The organism is Streptomyces sp. NPDC104313, assembly GCF_055583985.1.
The window spans coordinates 379,584-396,162 of sequence record NZ_JBVJMW010000004.1; the positions used below are offsets into that span (position 1 = coordinate 379,584).

The 16,579-nt window shown below is 71.8% G+C and carries 15 protein-coding genes and 1 pseudogene; 8 read left to right on the forward strand and 8 right to left on the reverse strand.

All coding sequences use genetic code 11. The features are described from left to right. Nucleotides 1-208: 208 nt before the first annotated feature. The 3 genes from ACZ60Q_RS11870 to ACZ60Q_RS11880 form a co-directional block, all read right to left on the reverse strand. Nucleotides 209-1,423, reverse strand: a complete 1,215-nt coding sequence (locus ACZ60Q_RS11870; RefSeq protein WP_469631970.1) for a hypothetical protein — start codon at nt 1,421-1,423, stop codon at nt 209-211. A 400-nt stretch (nt 1,424-1,823) separates the two neighbouring features. Beyond that, entirely contained in the window at nt 1,824-2,747 is a 924-nt protein-coding gene (locus tag ACZ60Q_RS11875; protein WP_469631973.1) for a S1 family peptidase, read from the reverse strand. Between the two features lie 68 nt (nt 2,748-2,815). Continuing rightward, on the reverse strand, nt 2,816-3,346 hold the full coding sequence (locus ACZ60Q_RS11880; RefSeq protein WP_469632733.1) for a DUF302 domain-containing protein: 531 nt from the start codon (nt 3,344-3,346) through the stop codon (nt 2,816-2,818). Nucleotides 3,347-3,420: 74 nt separating this feature from the next. On the opposite strand from ACZ60Q_RS11880, the gene ACZ60Q_RS11885 reads away from it, so the two are divergent. The 3 genes from ACZ60Q_RS11885 to ACZ60Q_RS11895 are packed head-to-tail and all read left to right on the forward strand — an operon-like array spanning nt 3,421 to nt 5,896. Beyond that, nucleotides 3,421-4,785 carry a rhodanese-like domain-containing protein gene (locus tag ACZ60Q_RS11885; RefSeq protein WP_469631976.1) on the forward strand — a complete coding sequence of 455 codons (1,365 nt, stop codon included), beginning with the start codon at nt 3,421-3,423 and terminating at the stop codon, nt 4,783-4,785. A gap of 5 nt (nt 4,786-4,790) precedes the next feature. Then, nucleotides 4,791-5,156 carry a rhodanese-like domain-containing protein gene (locus ACZ60Q_RS11890; protein WP_469632736.1) on the forward strand — a complete coding sequence of 122 codons (366 nt, stop codon included), beginning with the start codon at nt 4,791-4,793 and terminating at the stop codon, nt 5,154-5,156. Continuing rightward, complete coding sequence (locus ACZ60Q_RS11895) at nt 5,153-5,896, forward strand: sulfite exporter TauE/SafE family protein (RefSeq protein WP_469631978.1); 744 nt, start codon at nt 5,153-5,155, stop codon at nt 5,894-5,896. The genes ACZ60Q_RS11890 and ACZ60Q_RS11895 overlap by 4 nt, the downstream gene beginning before the upstream one ends. 20 nt (nt 5,897-5,916) lie before the next feature. On the opposite strand, the gene ACZ60Q_RS11900 is transcribed toward ACZ60Q_RS11895, so the two are convergent. After that, complete coding sequence (locus ACZ60Q_RS11900) at nt 5,917-6,204, reverse strand: metal-sensitive transcriptional regulator (protein ID WP_032791887.1); 288 nt, start codon at nt 6,202-6,204, stop codon at nt 5,917-5,919. 82 nt (nt 6,205-6,286) lie between these two features. On the opposite strand from ACZ60Q_RS11900, the gene ACZ60Q_RS11905 reads away from it, so the two are divergent. Next, nucleotides 6,287-6,895 (forward strand): rhodanese-like domain-containing protein, encoded by a 609-nt coding sequence (locus ACZ60Q_RS11905; protein ID WP_469631980.1) that lies wholly within the window; start codon nt 6,287-6,289, stop codon nt 6,893-6,895. Nucleotides 6,896-7,415: 520 nt separating this feature from the next. Here the strand turns inward: ACZ60Q_RS11905 and ddaH are convergent. Both ddaH and ACZ60Q_RS11915 read right to left on the reverse strand, forming a co-directional pair. Further along, a complete protein-coding gene (ddaH, locus tag ACZ60Q_RS11910; protein WP_469631981.1) occupies nt 7,416-8,228 on the reverse strand; it encodes a dimethylargininase in 813 nt (270 codons plus the stop codon). Between the two features lie 16 nt (nt 8,229-8,244). Then, nucleotides 8,245-8,836, reverse strand: a pseudogene (locus ACZ60Q_RS11915) (hypothetical protein). Between the two features lie 368 nt (nt 8,837-9,204). On the opposite strand from ACZ60Q_RS11915, the gene ACZ60Q_RS11920 reads away from it, so the two are divergent. Both ACZ60Q_RS11920 and ACZ60Q_RS11925 read left to right on the forward strand, forming a co-directional pair. Continuing rightward, nucleotides 9,205-10,782: an amidohydrolase gene (locus ACZ60Q_RS11920; RefSeq protein WP_469631984.1), complete on the forward strand. Its 1,578-nt coding sequence runs from the start codon at nt 9,205-9,207 to the stop codon at nt 10,780-10,782. Between the two features lie 516 nt (nt 10,783-11,298). After that, a complete protein-coding gene (locus tag ACZ60Q_RS11925; RefSeq protein WP_469631987.1) occupies nt 11,299-12,504 on the forward strand; it encodes an MraY family glycosyltransferase in 1,206 nt (401 codons plus the stop codon). 17 nt (nt 12,505-12,521) lie between these two features. On the opposite strand, the gene ACZ60Q_RS11930 is transcribed toward ACZ60Q_RS11925, so the two are convergent. Then, the gene (locus ACZ60Q_RS11930; protein WP_469631989.1) at nt 12,522-13,400 is read right to left on the reverse strand and encodes a glycosyltransferase family 2 protein; all 879 of its coding nucleotides are present in this window, start codon (nt 13,398-13,400) and stop codon (nt 12,522-12,524) included. Between the two features lie 511 nt (nt 13,401-13,911). Between ACZ60Q_RS11930 and ACZ60Q_RS11935 the strand changes: the two genes are divergently transcribed. Both ACZ60Q_RS11935 and ACZ60Q_RS11940 read left to right on the forward strand, forming a co-directional pair. Continuing rightward, nucleotides 13,912-14,892, forward strand: a complete 981-nt coding sequence (locus tag ACZ60Q_RS11935; protein ID WP_469631992.1) for a metallophosphoesterase family protein — start codon at nt 13,912-13,914, stop codon at nt 14,890-14,892. Further along, nucleotides 14,889-15,611, forward strand: coding sequence for a 4'-phosphopantetheinyl transferase family protein (locus tag ACZ60Q_RS11940; protein ID WP_469631995.1), 723 nt, complete (start codon nt 14,889-14,891; stop codon nt 15,609-15,611). Before ACZ60Q_RS11935 ends, ACZ60Q_RS11940 begins: the two co-directional genes overlap by 4 nt. 132 nt (nt 15,612-15,743) lie before the next feature. On the opposite strand, the gene ACZ60Q_RS11945 is transcribed toward ACZ60Q_RS11940, so the two are convergent. Beyond that, entirely contained in the window at nt 15,744-16,334 is a 591-nt protein-coding gene (locus ACZ60Q_RS11945) for a histidine phosphatase family protein (protein WP_469631998.1), read from the reverse strand. Between the last annotated feature and the right edge of the window lie 245 nt (nt 16,335-16,579).

A 16,579-nucleotide genomic window follows, 5' to 3' on the forward strand; every position in this document is an offset into this window, starting at 1 on the left:
CTCTGCGGGAGTCCACCGCGCTGCCTGCCCGCCGCCCCGGGCGTTCCGGCTCACGGCTCCGATGTCAGCCACCTCGTAGGGATAGCCCGGCACGGACCGCCGAACGGTCACGCTCCGCCTGGTTTCCTCCCGCACCCACGCGGGAGGAAACCAGGCGGAAAGCGAAGTCCGCCCCTTACCGGAGCTCCCGTCGAGGCAGCGGCGGATGTCAGCGCTTCCAGACGGTCGCGCGCCAGGTCGTCGCGTTACCCGCGCCGTCGGTACCGACGGCGAATCCGGCGATCACTCCGGCGTCGTTGACAGCGAACGCCGCGGCGTAGGGGCCGAGAGGCGACGGCGGCAGCGGGACGACCGTGCCATCGGGCTTCCACAACAGGGCCTTGTCCAAAGCGGGGTTACCAGCCGGCGGCCACGCGTACCCGACGGCCGTGCCCCGGTTGTTGATGGCCAGCACCTCCCCTGCCGCTTCCGCCGGATTGGCGAGCAGTGTCCGCGTGCCGTTCGCGTTCCACCGGGCCGGGTCGCCGTCCGGGGAGTCCTCCAATGAAGCCCCCACGGCGGTGCCCGCCCGGTTGACGTCGTATCCCCGCCCGCGCCCGGCGTCGCGGACGGTGCCGTCGGCCGCCCACACCAGGACCCGGTCGTACGCCGTGCTCCCGGCAAGCCGCCCGTGACCGAACACCATGCCGTTGTCGGTGATGTGGCTCGTCCGGGCCCCGGCGAACCCCGGAGGGAGGGGAAGTGCGCTCACGACACCCGCCGCGGTCCAGCGCACGGGGTGGGCGGGGCCACCGGAGACATCGCTCTGCTCGGACCATCCGACCGCCGTGCCCGCGTTGTTGATCGACGCCGCGGTTCCGCTGCTGTCGCCGGGCAGCACGGGCAGGACGGTCCTGCTGCCGTCGGGCCGCCAGCGCAGGGGGCGGGAAAGGGAGTTCTCCTCCTGGGCGTCGCCGACCGCGACCCCGGCGTTGTTGACGGCCGACGCGTTGCCGCTGCGAGATCCGCCGGGGAGCGCCAACCGGGTCGGGGTGCCGCCCGGTGTCCAGCGAACGGGGTGGACGTCGGACAGCCCGTCGTAGGAGATGCCGACCACCCATCCGGCGTCGCTGAGTGCGGTCGTGCGGCTGAACTTCTCACCGGTCAGCGGCGCCAGGAGGGTGTAGCCGGAGCGGCCGGCCTGCCACCTGATCGCGAGTGGCCCGTCGGATCCCTCCCCGTAGTACTCGCCGATGACCCTGCCGCTGCTGTTCAGCCCCTTGACGAAACTGTGGAGCCCTCCCGGCGGAATCGGGAGCAGCCGTGCGGTCGGCAGCAGTTCGGAGGGTGTGGCCACCGCCATGGGTACCGAACCCAGGAGGAGCAGAGCGGTCGCCGCCGTGGCGGCGAGGGACACAGATCGGGAGATGCGCAATCGGGCCATCCGGACACTCCTGCTCTCGTCAATGACATTGACGTACACGTGCATGGGCGTTTCGTCTGTCCCAGGCAGGCAGAAGAGCCCGCACCGCAGCCCAATCCTCCGGTTCCGGTGCCCCTTTGGCAGCCTGATCTCCGGAACGACCGAATTCGAACTCGGTTCACCTCGCTCACTACCGCCCGCTGTCCCACGCATCCGCCGCACGCCACGGGCGGTCCGGGCCTCCCAGTGACGGCGCTCAGCTGCACTTCCGGTCCACGGCGACGGTCGCGGCCGACGGCCGATGAGCGCCCTCGCCCGCCCCGGGCATGGCGTGACATCGCAGCGGATTCCGGCCACCCGCTCAGCCCCATGCCTCCGCGTGGCACCAGGACCCGGGCCGGTCGGGGCAGCCAAGGCATCCTCAGGCGGTGCGGTGGGTCTTGCGGCGGCGTACCGCGAAGGTTGTGGCGGCACCGGTGAATGTCAGCGCGGTGGCCACACCAGCGATTGTCGCGGTGCCGTCGTTCGTGCCGGTGTCGGCGAGGTCTGTCTCCTCGCTCGCGATCGGCCGGGCGCTGTTGGCCTTCATGGTCTTGTCGATCCAGCCGGCGTATGCGGGTGCGCTGCTGTAGAGGCCGGGGCCCTGCGAGCACGGCACGTTCGGGGCTCCGGGCCCGGACGTGATGCCGATCAGCTCCCAGCGGCCTTCCCGGCCCTTCACGACCTGCGGCCCGCCGGAGTCTCCGAAGCACGCCATGGAGTTGGGCACGGTGGCGATGGTGCACAGCCGCGTCGTGTCCGCGTAGCCGGGCGCGCACTCTGACGCGGCGCCCCTGCGCGTGTTCAACTCCTGGAGCCGGTCCGGGAACTTGAGCGTGGTGTCGCTGGTGGTGCCGAAGCCGAGCAATCGGGTCGGGGCGCCGGGCTTTCCGGCCTCGGCGGCGATCTTGATGGGCTTCTGCTCGACCGGGCGGTCCAGCCGGATCAGCGCCATGTCGTTCTTGTTGGCGGCCTTACCGCCGCCGTTCACATAACCGGGGTGGATGTACACCCCGTCGATCTTCCGAACCGTGCCGCCGGACTTGCGGTGGTCGCTGCCTACGCGCACGATGCCGTCCAGTTCGAGGCCGTCGCCCTTCACGCAGTGGGCCGCCGTCAGTACCCACCGTTCCTCGATCAGTGACGCCCCGCAGGTCCCGTCGAGAAGTCCGTGCTTCGGAGCCGACTCCGGGATGGTTGCCATGAAGGGGTACTTCTCGGTGGAGTCCGACCCGTTGACGATGGCCCCGGCGGCCCCGGTCATGCCGACCGTGAAGGCAGTGGCGAGAGCACCAACGGCAGCCATCCGGGGAGCAGTACGACGGCGCAGTGGCTTGAGGCTGAACACAGATGGTTCCCTTGCTCGGTGGATCCCTACCCGTCCAGCCTCGCCGTCCGGGGCCCGCTGAACCATCCGGGCAACAGGCTGGTCGATACGGGGGCCATCCCCAGCTCTGAACTGGGGAAAGCCGTTGCCTGGAGAAGCCGTACCCGGCGCACCGTGCACGTGGGACCGGTCAGCGTGACCACGGTGGTCGGATCGATCGCCTGTACGCGTGCAGGGTCGCGCTCACTCCGCGCCGCGACGTTGTGGGGCAGCAGCGGCCCGATCGACCGGTCCACCTCCGGTGCCTGGTGCGTCAGGGGCGAATCGCGGGCTCCGAGGATCTGGTGCGGCTCCATGGCGTGGTCGAGCTCTGCCTTCGGCGTTGCCTGTACGTCGATCGCCGTCGGTACGCCGAAACCCTGATCGGACAGGGCGTTGCGGGACGGCCTCCGTAGCCCCCTCGAACGTGCCGTCGGGGTTCGCGCTGCGGTCGTGGGGCAGGGTGCTCCGCCTCGCCGGCTCGCTGAGGGCGGCCCGGCGGCCCCGGCTCGTCCGTCGTGGCCGCCAGGCCTCGAAATATACCCCCGGGGGTAAAGGTGTTACGGTGAATTGCATACCCCCGGGGGTAATTTTTCGTTGGAGGGAGACTCCCGTGTTCTTCGTTGAAGCCATCGAACTGGAAGGTTTGGGCAACCGCAGCTACTTGGCCGGTGGTCGGCAGGCGGCGGTCGCGGTGGATCCGCCGCGTGACATCGACCGGGTGCTGGCCGCCGCGGCCCGACGTGGTGTGGCGATCACTCATGTGGTCGAGACGCACATCCACAACGACTATGTGACCGGCGGTCTTGAGCTGGCCCGTATCACCGGAGCCGCTTACCACGTTCCGGCCGGCGCACACGTTTCGTTCGCCCGGACCGCCGTGTCCGACGGCGACACCGTCGTCATCGGCGCGGAGCTGACCCTGGGCGCGGTGGCGACTCCCGGGCATACGCCGCACCACATGTCGTACGTGCTGAGCGAGGCGGGCAGGCCCGTCGCCGCGTTCACCGGCGGTTCTCTTCTCATCGGTACGGTGGGGCGGCCCGATCTCGTGGAGCCGCGGCTCACCGAGGAGCTGGCCCGTGCCCAGCACGCCTCCGCCCGCCGCCTCGCGGACGCCCTGCCCGATGGGACCGAGGTGCTGCCGACCCATGGGTTCGGCAGCTTCTGCTCGTCCGCCCAGGCCGACGGAGAGGCAACCACGATCGGCAAGGAGAAGGCGGCCAATCCGGCTCTCACCATGGACGTGGACACCTTCGTCGCCGAGCTGCTGGCGGGACTGGAGGACGTGCCCGCGTACTACGCGCACATGAGCCCTGCCAACGCGGCCGGGCCCGTACCCGTGGACCTGACCGCGCCGGCCGTGGCCGACCCGCACGACATCGCCGCGCGGCTCGCGGCGGGGGAGTGGGTGGTGGATCTTCGTAACCGCGTCGCTTTCGCCGAGGGGCATGTCGCGGGGGCGTTCAACTTCGAGGCGGACGGCAAGCTCGCCACGTACCTCGCCTGGTTGATCCCGTGGGGCAAGCCGGTGACCCTGCTTGCCGAATCGGCCGAGCAACTCGGCGCAGCCCAGCGGGAGCTGGTGCGTGTCGGCATCGACCGGCCGGCGGCCGCCGCGACCGGCGGTCCTGCGGACTGGCTTCGCGCCGGCGAGAGCGTCGCATCCTTTCCCCGTGCCACATTCGCCGAACTGGCCGGTCAGGAAAGGGACCGGATCGTCGTGCTGGACGTACGCCGCACATCCGAACGGGCCAAGGGCTGGATCGAGGGATCGGTGCACATCCCGATCCACCGGATCCACCGCTGTATCGACGACGTGCCCGACGGCACGGTCTGGGTGCACTGTGCGGGCGGTATGCGTGCGGGCATCGCCGCGTCTCTGCTGGTCGCATCGGGACGTGACGTGGTCGCCGTGGACGATGGTTTCGACGCCGCGGCCGTGGCCGGACTGACCGTCGTCACCGAGGAAGGGTGACGACGATGTTCCTCTTCCGTAGACGTGGACAGCGCCTTTCCACGGGCGAGGCGCGCACCCGCACCAGCGGAAAGCGGCCCGAAGCCGTTCTGCTGGACGTGCGGGAGAAGTCCGAGTGGCGGACCGGCCACACTCCCGGCGCGGTGCACGCGCCGCTGACCGCCCTGGTCGCGGGCGTGCCGCTTCCGGCGGCGGCGCGGGAGAGGTCGCTGGTGGTGATCTGCCGCAGCGGACACCGCTCGCAGCAGGCCGTGAAGCTTCTCGCCGAGCGGGGAGCGGACGCGGTGGACGTCAAGGGCGGCATGATCGCGTGGGCCGCCGCCGGGCTGCCGGTGATCGACGAGCGCGGTGACGGCGGCTCGATAGCGTGACCACTTTGGTTCTCGCCCTCGTCGCCGGGACGGTGATCGGGCTGGCGCTCGGTGCGCTCGGCGGCGGTGGCGGTGTCCTGGCGGTTCCGGCACTGATCTACCTGCTCGGCTTCTCGGCGGCCTCGGCCACCACGGCCAGTCTGATCATCGTCACCGTCACGTCGGCCACCGCCCTCTACGCGCACGCCAGATACGGCCATGTCGCCTGGAAAGACGGCGTGCTGCTGGCGGCGGCGGGAGTCATCCCGGCGTTCTTCGCCGGAGCCGCCGCCGACGACCTGCCCGAAGCGGCTCTCACGACGGCGTTCGCGGTGATCGCCGCCTTGGCGGCGCTGCGGATGCTACGGCCCTCCGCTCCCGAGCCGAAGGAGGGGGTGCGGCCTGTGAAGGCGGCCGGAACCGGCGCCGGTCTCGGCGCCGTGACGGGATTCCTCGGGGTGGGGGGCGGATTCCTCGCCGTGCCCGCCCTGGTCGGCGTCCTTGGCCTGCGGATGAAACAGGCCGTGGGCACCAGCCTCCTGGTCATCACCGTCAATTCCCTCGCCGCCCTCGCGGCCCGATCGGGAACCGGAGACGACCTTCGATGGGAGGTGATCGCCCCGTTCGCCGGAGCGGCGGTCCTCGGGGCCTGGGACGGCAAACGGCTGGCAGCGAAGGTCTCCGGCGCCACTTTGCGGAGAGTCTTCGCGTACGCACTGTTCGCGGTGGCATCCGTCATGATCATCGACGTGGTCGCCTGAGCACGCGGGCCACCCCGGCGTCAGGCGAGCGAGAGGAAGAGCTTCTCGAGCCGGGCGCGCATCTCGTCCCGGGACTCACCCGAACGCCGGCCGTCCTCCACCTCGGTCAGGCACTGCTGGAGCCCGGTGGCGATAATCGCGAACCCGGCCCGGTCCAGCGCCCGCGACGCTGCCGCCAGCTGCGTGACGACCTCCTCGCAGTCCCGCCCTTCCTCGATCATCCGGATCACCCCGGAGATCTGCCCCTGCGCCCGGCGCAGCCGGTTCAGGACTGCCTTGAGCTCTGCTCCCGCCAGATCAAGCTCCATCATCACTCCTCATGAAATACCCCCAGGGGTAATATACTCCCCCTTGGTGGGGCCCCGTCGACAGAAAAGGATGACACCCGCCATGACCCTGCCCGCCGCCTTCACCACCCACGAGACCCGCAGCCGCCTCTACGAGTTGACGGTCATCGACGTTCGCACCCCCGGTGAGTACGCCGGCGGCCACCTGCCCGGTGCCCTCAACATCCCTCTGGACCAGATGCGGCGGGCTCTCGCCGATATTCGGCAGGCCGCGGACCGTGGTGAGGTCCTGATCGTCTGCGCGTCCGGCGCCCGCTCGGAGAACGCCTGCCGGATCCTCGCCGAGAACGGCATCGCCACCGCCACGCTCAGTGGTGGCACCAGCGCCTGGGCGGCCGACGGTCACGACCTGCACCGCCCCCAAGACGCCCGTGCGACCTGGGGCATGGAGCGGCAGGTCCGCCTCACCGCCGGAACCGTGGTCCTCCTCGGCCTGCTCCTCGGCCTCCTCGTCCACCCCGCGTTCCAGATCCTCTCGGCAGGCATCGCCGCCGGACTGGTCTTCTCCGCCCTCACCAACACCTGCGGCATGGCCGGCATGCTCGCCAAACTGCCCCACAACCGCACCGGCGGGGCCGGCCTCGATGCCACCCTTGCGGCACTGCGCAGCTGTTCACCGGACACGACGGGAGAGGGGCGCTCGGGACAGTAGGCCACCGTCTCGCCGGCCCGTTCCCGATGGCCCGTCCGCCTTCGGGTGCGGCCCTTGACCCGGGCGTTCCTCGCGCATCTCGAAGTTCATCGCATTTCCTGAGCCGGGGTGTCGCGACGACCACCGGGGACCTGAAGCCTGCGGTGCTCGACGAATCGGAACCGACAGGGCCGGTGACACGACCGCGACCGCCGCTGTGGTCCCGGGGTCCAGCGTCGCGAGCTCCACCAGTTACTCACGGGCGCCGGAGCCGAAGACCTCGTGCGGCTCGGACACCACAGTGGCAAACCAGCCCGGCACCGTGCTCGTGTCCCCCGTCTCGAACTCCACCCCCTCCTCCCAGGGTTCGAGTCCGCCACCGCCAGGGCGAAGGAGGACGGGCAGCCGGTCTGGAGGGCGTACGCGGCCCTGACCGCGCAGAGCGGGCGCGGAGGGAAGGTCCTCGGCTCGGCGGTCATGCGCCCACGCTATCGACGCCCCCGCGGCCTCCCCACGGAGTCTCCACGGGGAGGCCGCCCGCTCAGGCGTCCCGGCGCAGCTCCAGGGTGCAGCACTTCACGCTGCCGCCCGCCTTGAGGAGCTCCGACATGTCAACGCCGACCGGGCGGAACCCGTGCTCGCGCAGCTGTCCGGCCAGATCCGTCGCGTTCTGCGGCAGGACCACGTTGTACCCGTCCGACGTCGCGTTCAGCCCGAACGCGGCGGCGTCGGCGGCGGAGGCGAGGAGGGCGTCCGGGAACAGCCGCCGCAGCACGGCAAGGCTGCCGGGGGAGAAGGCCGCCGGATAGTAGGCGAGCGTCTTCTCGTCGAGCACGGTGAGGGCGGTGTCCAGGTGGTAGTAGTCGGGGTCGACGAGGGTCAGCCCGATCACCGGGCGTCCGAAGTACTCCTGCGCCTCGTCGTGGGAGCGGGGATCGCTCCGGAACCCGGTGCCCGCCAGAAGCCAGTCGCCGGCCAGGAGATAGTCTCCCTCCCCCTCGTTGACGAACGAGGCCGTGCGCGGCTGCGGGTAGCCGTTGTCGCGCAACCAGTCGTGGTAGGCCGGGCCCTCGGCGATGCGCTCGGCGTCGCGGAACCGGGCCACCAGGGCTCGCCCGTCGACGACGGTAGCGCCGTTGGCCGCGAAGACCATGTCGGGGAGACCGGGGACGGGGGTGATCGTGTCGACGGTGTGCCCGAGGTGCAGGTAGACCTCGCGCAGTCGCTCCCACTGGGCGGTGGCCAGCGGAGTGTCGACAGGCTTCGTCGGGTCCATCCACGGGTTGATGGAGTAGACCACGTCGAAGTAGGTGGGCCGGCACATGAGGTAGTGCCGGGCACGTGCGGTACGCATGGGTAGGACCCGATCGTCAGGGGCGGCCGGTGAGATGGCCGCCCATCGAGGTGAAGCACTCGGTCGCGGGCAGCTCGCGGCCGCCCGAGGTCCTTACGGCTGTGATCGCCGGGCGGTGGTCGCGGCCTGGGCGGGCGTCGACTCCGGCGACGGTCACGGCGTCGCCCTCGCGGTGGAAGGCGCGGCCCGGGGTGCCGCAGTGGTGCCGCTGGGACACGACGGCGGAGACGGCCTCGACACGCTGCCCCGGTGGAACGTGAAGGCGGCCGGATGCGGTGCCGACCGGGCGCGGACCGGACGCTTCAGGTCCCGGGCCGACCACTTCCCGTCGATGTGGATGTCCCTTCGGGGCGCTTGTGGTGTCCGTCGTGCGGTCCGTGACGCCCACTTCCGGCTCGCCGTTGCCGAGCGCCCGGGCCGACGGTGAGAGACCCGCGTGGGCGGGCAGCGGCCAGTCGTGGACAGTGAGCGTGCCGTGCCGCGGCAGGCGGTGCGGCCGCGGCGGAATCCAGGTGCGCCACCATCGTCACCACGCCGTGCTCGGAGTCCAGGAGGGCGTGCAGGGTGCGGTGCTCCCAGGCCCGGTGACCGAACATGACGACCCGCATGGGGATGCTCCCATACTCCTCTGCTCCTTGGGAGAACGATCAACTGACGCATAAGTAAAGCAAGGCTTACCTAAGAATGCAACGGTGCTTCGCCGCCGGGCCGGTTGATTCCGTCGACGTGGCGGATGCCCGTAAACCCAGCGGCGGAAAGGGCGTTGACGGCCGACGGTGCCGGGCTCCGCCCATGCCCGTCCGTGCCGGGCTCGGCCCATGCCCGATTCGGGGGGCCTGTGGTGCCCGCCGCGCCCCGGCAGTACATTCCGGCGGACGGCCGGGAAACCTGGCGCTGAGGCCCTCGCAGTCGTACGGCTCCGAGGAATTTCGCGCCTGTGTAGCCCCCCCCGGAACCTCCGACGGACGGACTGCCCGTGCTCTGTACGCGACTGACGAACGCACGCATCCTCACGATGGACCCCCGGCACCCCGTCGCCCACGACCTCGGCATCTGGCGGGGACGGGTCGTCGGTGTGGACGAGGCCGTGACGTCCCTGCCCGCCCGTGAGGTCGTCGACCTGGGCGGCGCCACTGTGCTGCCCGGTTTCATCGACAGCCATGTCCACCTGGCCTGGGCCGGGTTGAAGGCCGGCACGCCGAGCGTCGCCCCGTGCGAGCGGGTCGAGGACATCCTCGCCGTCGTGGACGCGGCGGCCCGGCGTCCGGACCCTTCCGGTGCCTGGGTGGACGTCGCCGGGTACGACCAGCGGGCCCTGGGCCGGCATCTGACCGCCGCCGAACTGGACCGGGTCAGCCACGGCCGCAGAGTCTTCCTGATGCACGACTCCGGGCACGCCTGTGTCGTCAACACCGCCGTGCTGGAGCTCCTGCCGGACGGGACGCCGCACGAGAACGGCTTTCTCGCCGAGAGCGCCATGACCACCGCCCGCCGGCTGCGGCTGCCCTACTCCCAGGAAGAGCTGGCCGACGCGATCGAGCTCGCCGCCCGCACCTGCCTCGACGAGGGGATAACGGCCTGCGCCGAGGCGGGCATCGGCGGCGGGCTCCTCGGCCACAGCCCCGTCGAACTGGGCGCCTACCAACTGCTCAGGGACCGCGGCCGACTGCCCCTGCGGATCCAGCTCATGGCCTCCGGCGACACCCTGCGCCCCCGTGACACCCATGCCGACGACGGGTTCCCCCGGGCCCTGGACCTAGGTCTGCGCACCGGGTTCGGCGACGACTGGCTGTCCCTCGGCGCGCTGAAGATCTACACCGACGGCGGGATGATGGCGCGTACGGCGGCACTCACCTCCCCGTACGAAGGCACGACCGACAACGTCGGCTGCTTCCAGGACGACCCCGACCGCCTCGCCGACCTCATCGTCGACGGCCACCTCGCCGGCTGGCAGCTCGCCGTCCACGCCATCGGAGACCGCGCTGCCGATCTCGCCCTGGACGCCCTGGAGCGGGCCCAGAAGCTGCGCCCCCGCCCGGACGCGCGCCACCGCATCGAGCATGCCGGGCTGATCCGCCCCGACCAGTTGCCCCGGTTCGCCGGGCTCGGCGTGAGCGCGGTCGTCCAGCCCGGCTTCCTGCGCTCCTTCGGCGACGACTACGCGGCGGTGATGGGGGAGGAGCGGGCCGGCTGGCTGTACCGGGGCCGGGGCTTCCTGGACCACGGGGTCGGCCTCGTCGGCAGCTCGGACCGTCCCGTCACGGACGGTTCACCGCTGCGGGCCATCCAGTTCATGGTCGAACGCGCCTCTGGGTCGGGCCGCCTCGTCGGCCCGGACGAGGCCGTCACCGTCGACGAGGCCTTGCGGGCCTATACGGTCGCCGGTGCCCACGCCTGCCGCTGGGAGGATTCGGTGGGCGCCCTCTCGCCGGGAATGCGCGCCGACCTGGTGGTGCTGGGTGACGACCCGCACCATGTGAACCCCTCTCGGATTGGGGACATCGAGATCGTCGGGACCTTCGTGGACGGCCGGGACACCCGTGTCGCGAGGTGACGCCATGCGTGGGGAGAGGGCGGAGAAGGGGGCGAGCGCCGAGTGGGTGGCCGTCGTGTCGTACGGGACCCTGCCGGGCCGCCCGCGGCCCCCGGCGGCCCCTTGCGCCTGACTGCGGGATCGAGGCGTCGACTGGACGCCCCTCTCCGGGAATCCCGTCCGCTTCGATCTCGCCTGCGGCGTCGGTGTGGACGGGCGCTGGTACTGGCACGGTCGGTACGTCGTCCGGGTCCGCGCGGACGCGTTGCGCGGCCTGGGCCTGCCCCCGATCGGCCCGCCGCCGTGATCAGCGGTCCCTCTCCGTCCCGCGATCTGGTGGCAGTCGGGCAGCAGAACAACATGTCGCTTTTGTCGTGTTATTTAGGGTGAATATGGACGTCAGCCCGTAGGTTGGGGAGAAACGCCACCCGAGTGGCGTCCCGTGTCCCCCGACCCGCACTGGGACCGGGCTGCCGCCGTTCCACCGGCCGCCCGGCGTCCCGCGCCGCAGGTCATGAACGAGGAAAGGCAGGGCAGGTGAACGTGCTGGGGATCATCGCCTCCGGTGTGGCCGCGCTGTTCATCACGGTCGCACTCGCCAAGGTCGCCCGCCGTGCGGCGCTCCGCCACGCCCCGGACGCATCGGGCGGGCGTGCGCCACGGGCCGAAACGTCGCGCCGGGCAGGTGGTGCGACGATCGTGCTCGGCGTCGGCACGGCCGCCGGCGGGGCTCTGTGGCTCGGCGCGGCGGACGACTCCGCGGGCTCCGTCGCGGGGCTGCTCGCCGGGGCCGGGGTCGTCGCCGCCCTGGGAATCGTCCATGACCTGAAGCCGTTCCGGGCCGCCCTCCGCCTCCCCGTTCAGACGGCCGCCGCGGTCCTCGTCGTCTGCCTCGCCGGGCTGTCACCTGTGGCGAGCGTCCCGGCCGTGCTCTGGATCGTCCTCGTCAGCAACGCGTTCGCCCTGCTCGACCACGCCGACGGACTGTTGACCACCGTCGGCCTGGTCACCGCCGCCGGGCTGCTCGCGTGCGCCGCCGTCGGCGGGAGCCCCGACCTCGCTCTGCTTCCCGCGACCCTGGTGGCGGGCCTGGCCGGCTTCCTGCTCCACACATGGCACCCCGCCCGCCTCCGGCTCGGCGCCTCCGGTGCGCAGTTCACCGGATTCGCGCTGGCCGCCTCCGGCGCGCTGATCCAGGCGGCCGCCCCGTCGGGCCGCGCCGCGTGGGCCGCGCTGCCGATCCTGGCGACGGTGGCCCTCGCCGACACCGCCCTGGTCCTGATCTCCCGCCGCCGTGCCGCGCGTTCCCTGCTGCGCGACATGGACGACCACATCGCGCACCGTCTGCGCCGGGTCCGCGTCACCGTGCCGGGCACGGCAGTGCTCCTGGGTCTGTGGGCGGCCGTGCCCGTCACCGCCGCGGTACTGGTGCACGCGAAACTGCTGCACCCCGCGTATCTCCTGCTGCCGCTGACGGGGACTGTGGCAGCTGTGTTCGCCCTGCTGAGGGTTCCGGCGTACGCCTCGCCCCGTACGGCCCCGCCCCGTACCGCCGCCCGGCGCACCACGGCGCCCACCACCGGCACCGAGATCCCCTCCGCCGCCTCCGCGCCGGGTGTCACAGGCCCGGCTTCCGGGAAGGGCACGTCTTCCGGCACCGCCAGGACCGCCGTGCGGCATCCCACCGTGCCGCCCCCGCCCACCGGCCGGTCCGCCGCCGCGGTCGCCGCCGAGCGAAGCTGACACCGCCCGGCCCGTGATCACCCGCGCAACCGGCCGAGCGTGGCGCGGGCCGCGGTGCGCGCGTACGGGGAGAGCATCAGATACGGCGCCCACGGCCAGGTATGCCGCAGGCAGAACACCCACCACGGGCGGAGCGGCAACTCCTGTACGGAGGTCACGCGGCGCAGTGCCTCCCGGACGCCGATCCCCGGCTCCCGGGATCCGGGAGCGCCCGGCCCGCCCACGCACTCGCCGGTATGCCCCGGGGCGACGAACACGCTCACCCCGGCCCGCCGCGCGCGGCAACCGTGGTCGTAGTCGCCCATCCGGTGGCGGAAGACCTTGTCGGGGTCCCCGATGAGGTCGTACACGGCACGGGGCACCAGGACCACGCGCCCGTCGTATGTGTCGCAGGGCTCGGGCCGGTGCTCGCCGGGCTCGACGAGGACCAGAGACCTGCCCCGCCGGCCGGAGTACACCGTGTCCCCGTACGCGTTCCGCACCGCGCCCACGACGACGGTCCCGGGCCCGGCCGTCCCGGCCGTGCGCAACAGGTTCGCGAGGGCGTCCGGAAAGAGCTCGACCCCGTCGTCGAGCCAGAGCTGATGCGTCCACGAATGGGTCGGCCCGCCGGGCGTACCCCCGCCGCCCCCGCCGCCACTGCGACTGTTGCGGCTCGCGATGCGCAGCGCCAGATTGTGGGGGACGTCCGCGCCCACCGGCACGACCTCCACCGCCGGATGCCGCAGTCGGACCGCCTCCGGCGTACCGTCGGTGCTACCGGTGTCCACGAGGTGTACGCCGAGCGTCGTACCGGCGGGGAGCCCGCGCTGCTCCTGAAGGGCGGACAGCGCGGACAGAGTCCGTGCGCGGCGGTCGTGACTCGTCATCAGTACGGCCAGGTGAACGGAGTGCACAGCGGGCTCCTCAGCTCCTGAATCACATCATTCACGCATGGAAGCTGACATTCCGCACAAGCGGGGCGAGTGATCGCCGAACCGACCGCGAACCCGCTCGGGCCGGTGTGGGGATCCGCGCCCCCGCGCCGGTCCTGCCGCCTGCCGCGCTCTCCGCCGGCTCACGGACCGTCGCCGATCTCCAGGACGGTACGCGGGAGCTCACCGGCACCCTGACCGGCGCCGGGAGCGGTCTCACGGCCCTGGAGCGGACCCGTGACGCCATCAGGCTCCTGCCCTGCTCCAGGTCCTCGCCCTCACCGTCGCCCCGGCCGCGCTCGCGACGCTCTCAACTCCGGCCGAGGAGAAAATAACTGACGAGACCTCACCGCTGGGGTGGGCCTCGCCCGATGTGCCCGCCGTCCGAAACCCGGGGGAACCGCGAGGGGAGCGTGAGAGGCTACGTTCCCAGCGGCTCCCCACCGTGCGGACGGAGCCGGACCACTGCCGACAGATCGGGAAACCAGCGCCCATGACGCCTCCGAGCGACCCCGCACCGCACGGTGCTCCCGCCGCCGTTCCCGCCCCCGGCGAGGGGAGCCGACAACAGGGCGGGGGCCGTCTGCTGGCCGTGAGCGATCTGCATGCCGCGGTGACCGACAACCGGTCCATCGTGGAGTCCCTGCACCCGACGTCCGACGCGGACTGGCTGATCGTCGCCGGCGATGTGGCGGAGACGCCGGAAGACATCCGGTGGACGCTCGGACTCCTCGCGGAGCGCTTCGCCCACGTGATCTGGACCCCCGGCAACCACGAGCTGTGGACCCTGGCCAAGGATCCGGTCCAACTGCGCGGTCAGGCCCGTTACGACCACCTCGTCGAGATGTGCCGGGACCTTGGAGTGACGACTCCGGAGGACCCGTTCCCGCTGTGGCCGGGCCCGGACGGACCGGTGGCGATCGCACCACTCTTCCTCCTGTACGACTACACCTTCCGCGCCCCGGGAACGCGTACGAAGGAGGAGTCGCTGGCCGTCGCGCACGAGTCCGGCATCGTCTGCAACGACGAATACCTCCTGCACCCGGACCCCTACCCGACGCGGGACGACTGGTGCCGCGCCCGGGTCGCCACGACCGGACGCCGGCTCGCGGAGCACGACCCCGGGATACCGCTCGTCCTCGCCGGGCACTGGCCGCTGGTCCGGGAACCCACGTCGGTGATGTGGTACCCGGAGTTCGCCCAGTGGTGCGGCACCGAACTGACCGCCGACTGGCACCGCCGCTTCAACGTCACCGCCGTCGTCTACGGCCACCTCCACATCCCCCGTACGACCTGGTACGACGGGGTGCGCTTCGAGGAGGTCTCCATCGGCTACCCCAGGGAGTGGCGCGAGCGGGGACACCCGCGCGGCCTGCTGCGGCAGATCCTCCCTTACGAGGGCGAACCCGCCCCACCGGCACGCACCGACGTCGAACCGTCCGCACAGCGGCGCACCCCCGGAGGCTCCTCGTGATCGAGCGACTGCTGCCTGCCGACGTCTCCTGTGCGGCCACCCGCGCGGAGACCGTCCCCGACGGATTCCTCTTCCCCGAGGAGGAGGCGCTGATCGCCAAGAGCGTGGCCAAACGCAGGAACGACTTCGCGACGGCCCGCACCTGCGCCCGGCGCGCCATGGCCGGACTCGGCCTGCCGCCTGTGGCCGTGCTCCACGGTCACCGGGGGCGACCGCTGTGGCCCGAGGGGATCGTCGGCAGCCTCACGCATTGCAACGGTTACCGGGCGGCCGCGCTGGCCCGCGTGACGGGCGTGCTGTCGCTGGGCATCGACGCGGAACCGCACGCCCCGCTGCCCGTCGGCGTAAGGGAGTTGGTGACCCTGCCCGCCGAACGTGCGCGGATCGGTCCGCCCGCGCCGGAAGGCACGGACGAAATCCACTGGGACCGTGTCCTGTTCAGCGCAAAGGAGAGCGTCTTCAAGACCTGGTATCCGGTCACGGGCATCGAACTCGACTTCATCGAGGCTGACCTGACGTTCCATCTGACGGACGGACCGGGTGGCAACGAAGGCAGGCCTGGGGGAGGTACCGCAGCCGAGGGAACGTTCGCCGCACGTCTGCTCCTCACGGACCCGGCCCTGCCGACGACGCTGCACGGGCGGTGGCGGATCGAGGACGACATCGTCGCCACGGCCGTGCTGGTCCGGCCCGACTGGCGGGAGAGCGAGGGGGCGTGACGATCGGGGGAGCGGCTGGCAGCGGCGACCGGCAGGCCCGGGGGAGCGTTGCGCGGAGAGGTTCGGTGTGTCGTGTGGGTGCTGCGCGGTGACGATCGGCGGGCCGAGGGGGCCGATGGCGCGCAGCGGCGTTCAGTCGTTCGTGGGGGCGGTGAGCGGACGGCCCAGCGCCACGTTCCACCGGTCCGACCGCCCGCTGAGTTCGGTCAGGGCCAGCGGGGCGACGTCCAGCCGCCAGAACGCCTCGGCCGGCAGCCGCAGGCCATGGACGACCGCCGCCCGGACGACGGCGGTCTCGGCCACGGCCAGGAAGCCCGCGCCAGGTGCGTCCGGACCGCCGAGGGAGTCCAGCCACCCTCCGATCCTCCCGACCAGGTTCCGCAGCGACTCGCCGCCGTGCGGAGCCGCCGAAGGATCGCCGAGCCAGGCGGTCAGTTGCGCGGGTTCGGCTGCCGCCACGTCGTCGAGGCGGCGGCCGGACCACCTCGCCAGATCCCAGTCGGCCAGGGCCGGTTCGGCCCGCGCCGCCAGGCCGAGCGCCTCGGCGGTCTCGCGGCACCGCTCGGAGGGGCCGCTGAGCGCGAGTCCGGTCGCCGGCACCGCGCCGGCCGCTGCCCGCGCGCGCTCCCGACCGGACCGGTCCAGGGGAGCGTCGCCGTCGAAGCGGGCCTCCCGCAGCGCGGCGTTCATCGCCGGTGAGATCAACATCACCCGTACGGTCATGTCCCTGCCCTCATTTCTTCGCCAGGGGTTCCAGGGTCCTGTCGCCCCAAGGGATCCGTGCTCCGCGACTCCGCAGATTGGACCATGGCGGTGCCTGCGCGCAGGCGGTATGGTCGCGTCGACCAAGACGAGGGTGCGACGGAAGTCCGGTCAAGAATCCGGCACGGTCGCGCCACTGTGAACCCGCATCCGCGGGGAAGTCAGACCCGGCACCTTCGTCCGAGGCACCACGACAGGGACGCGTG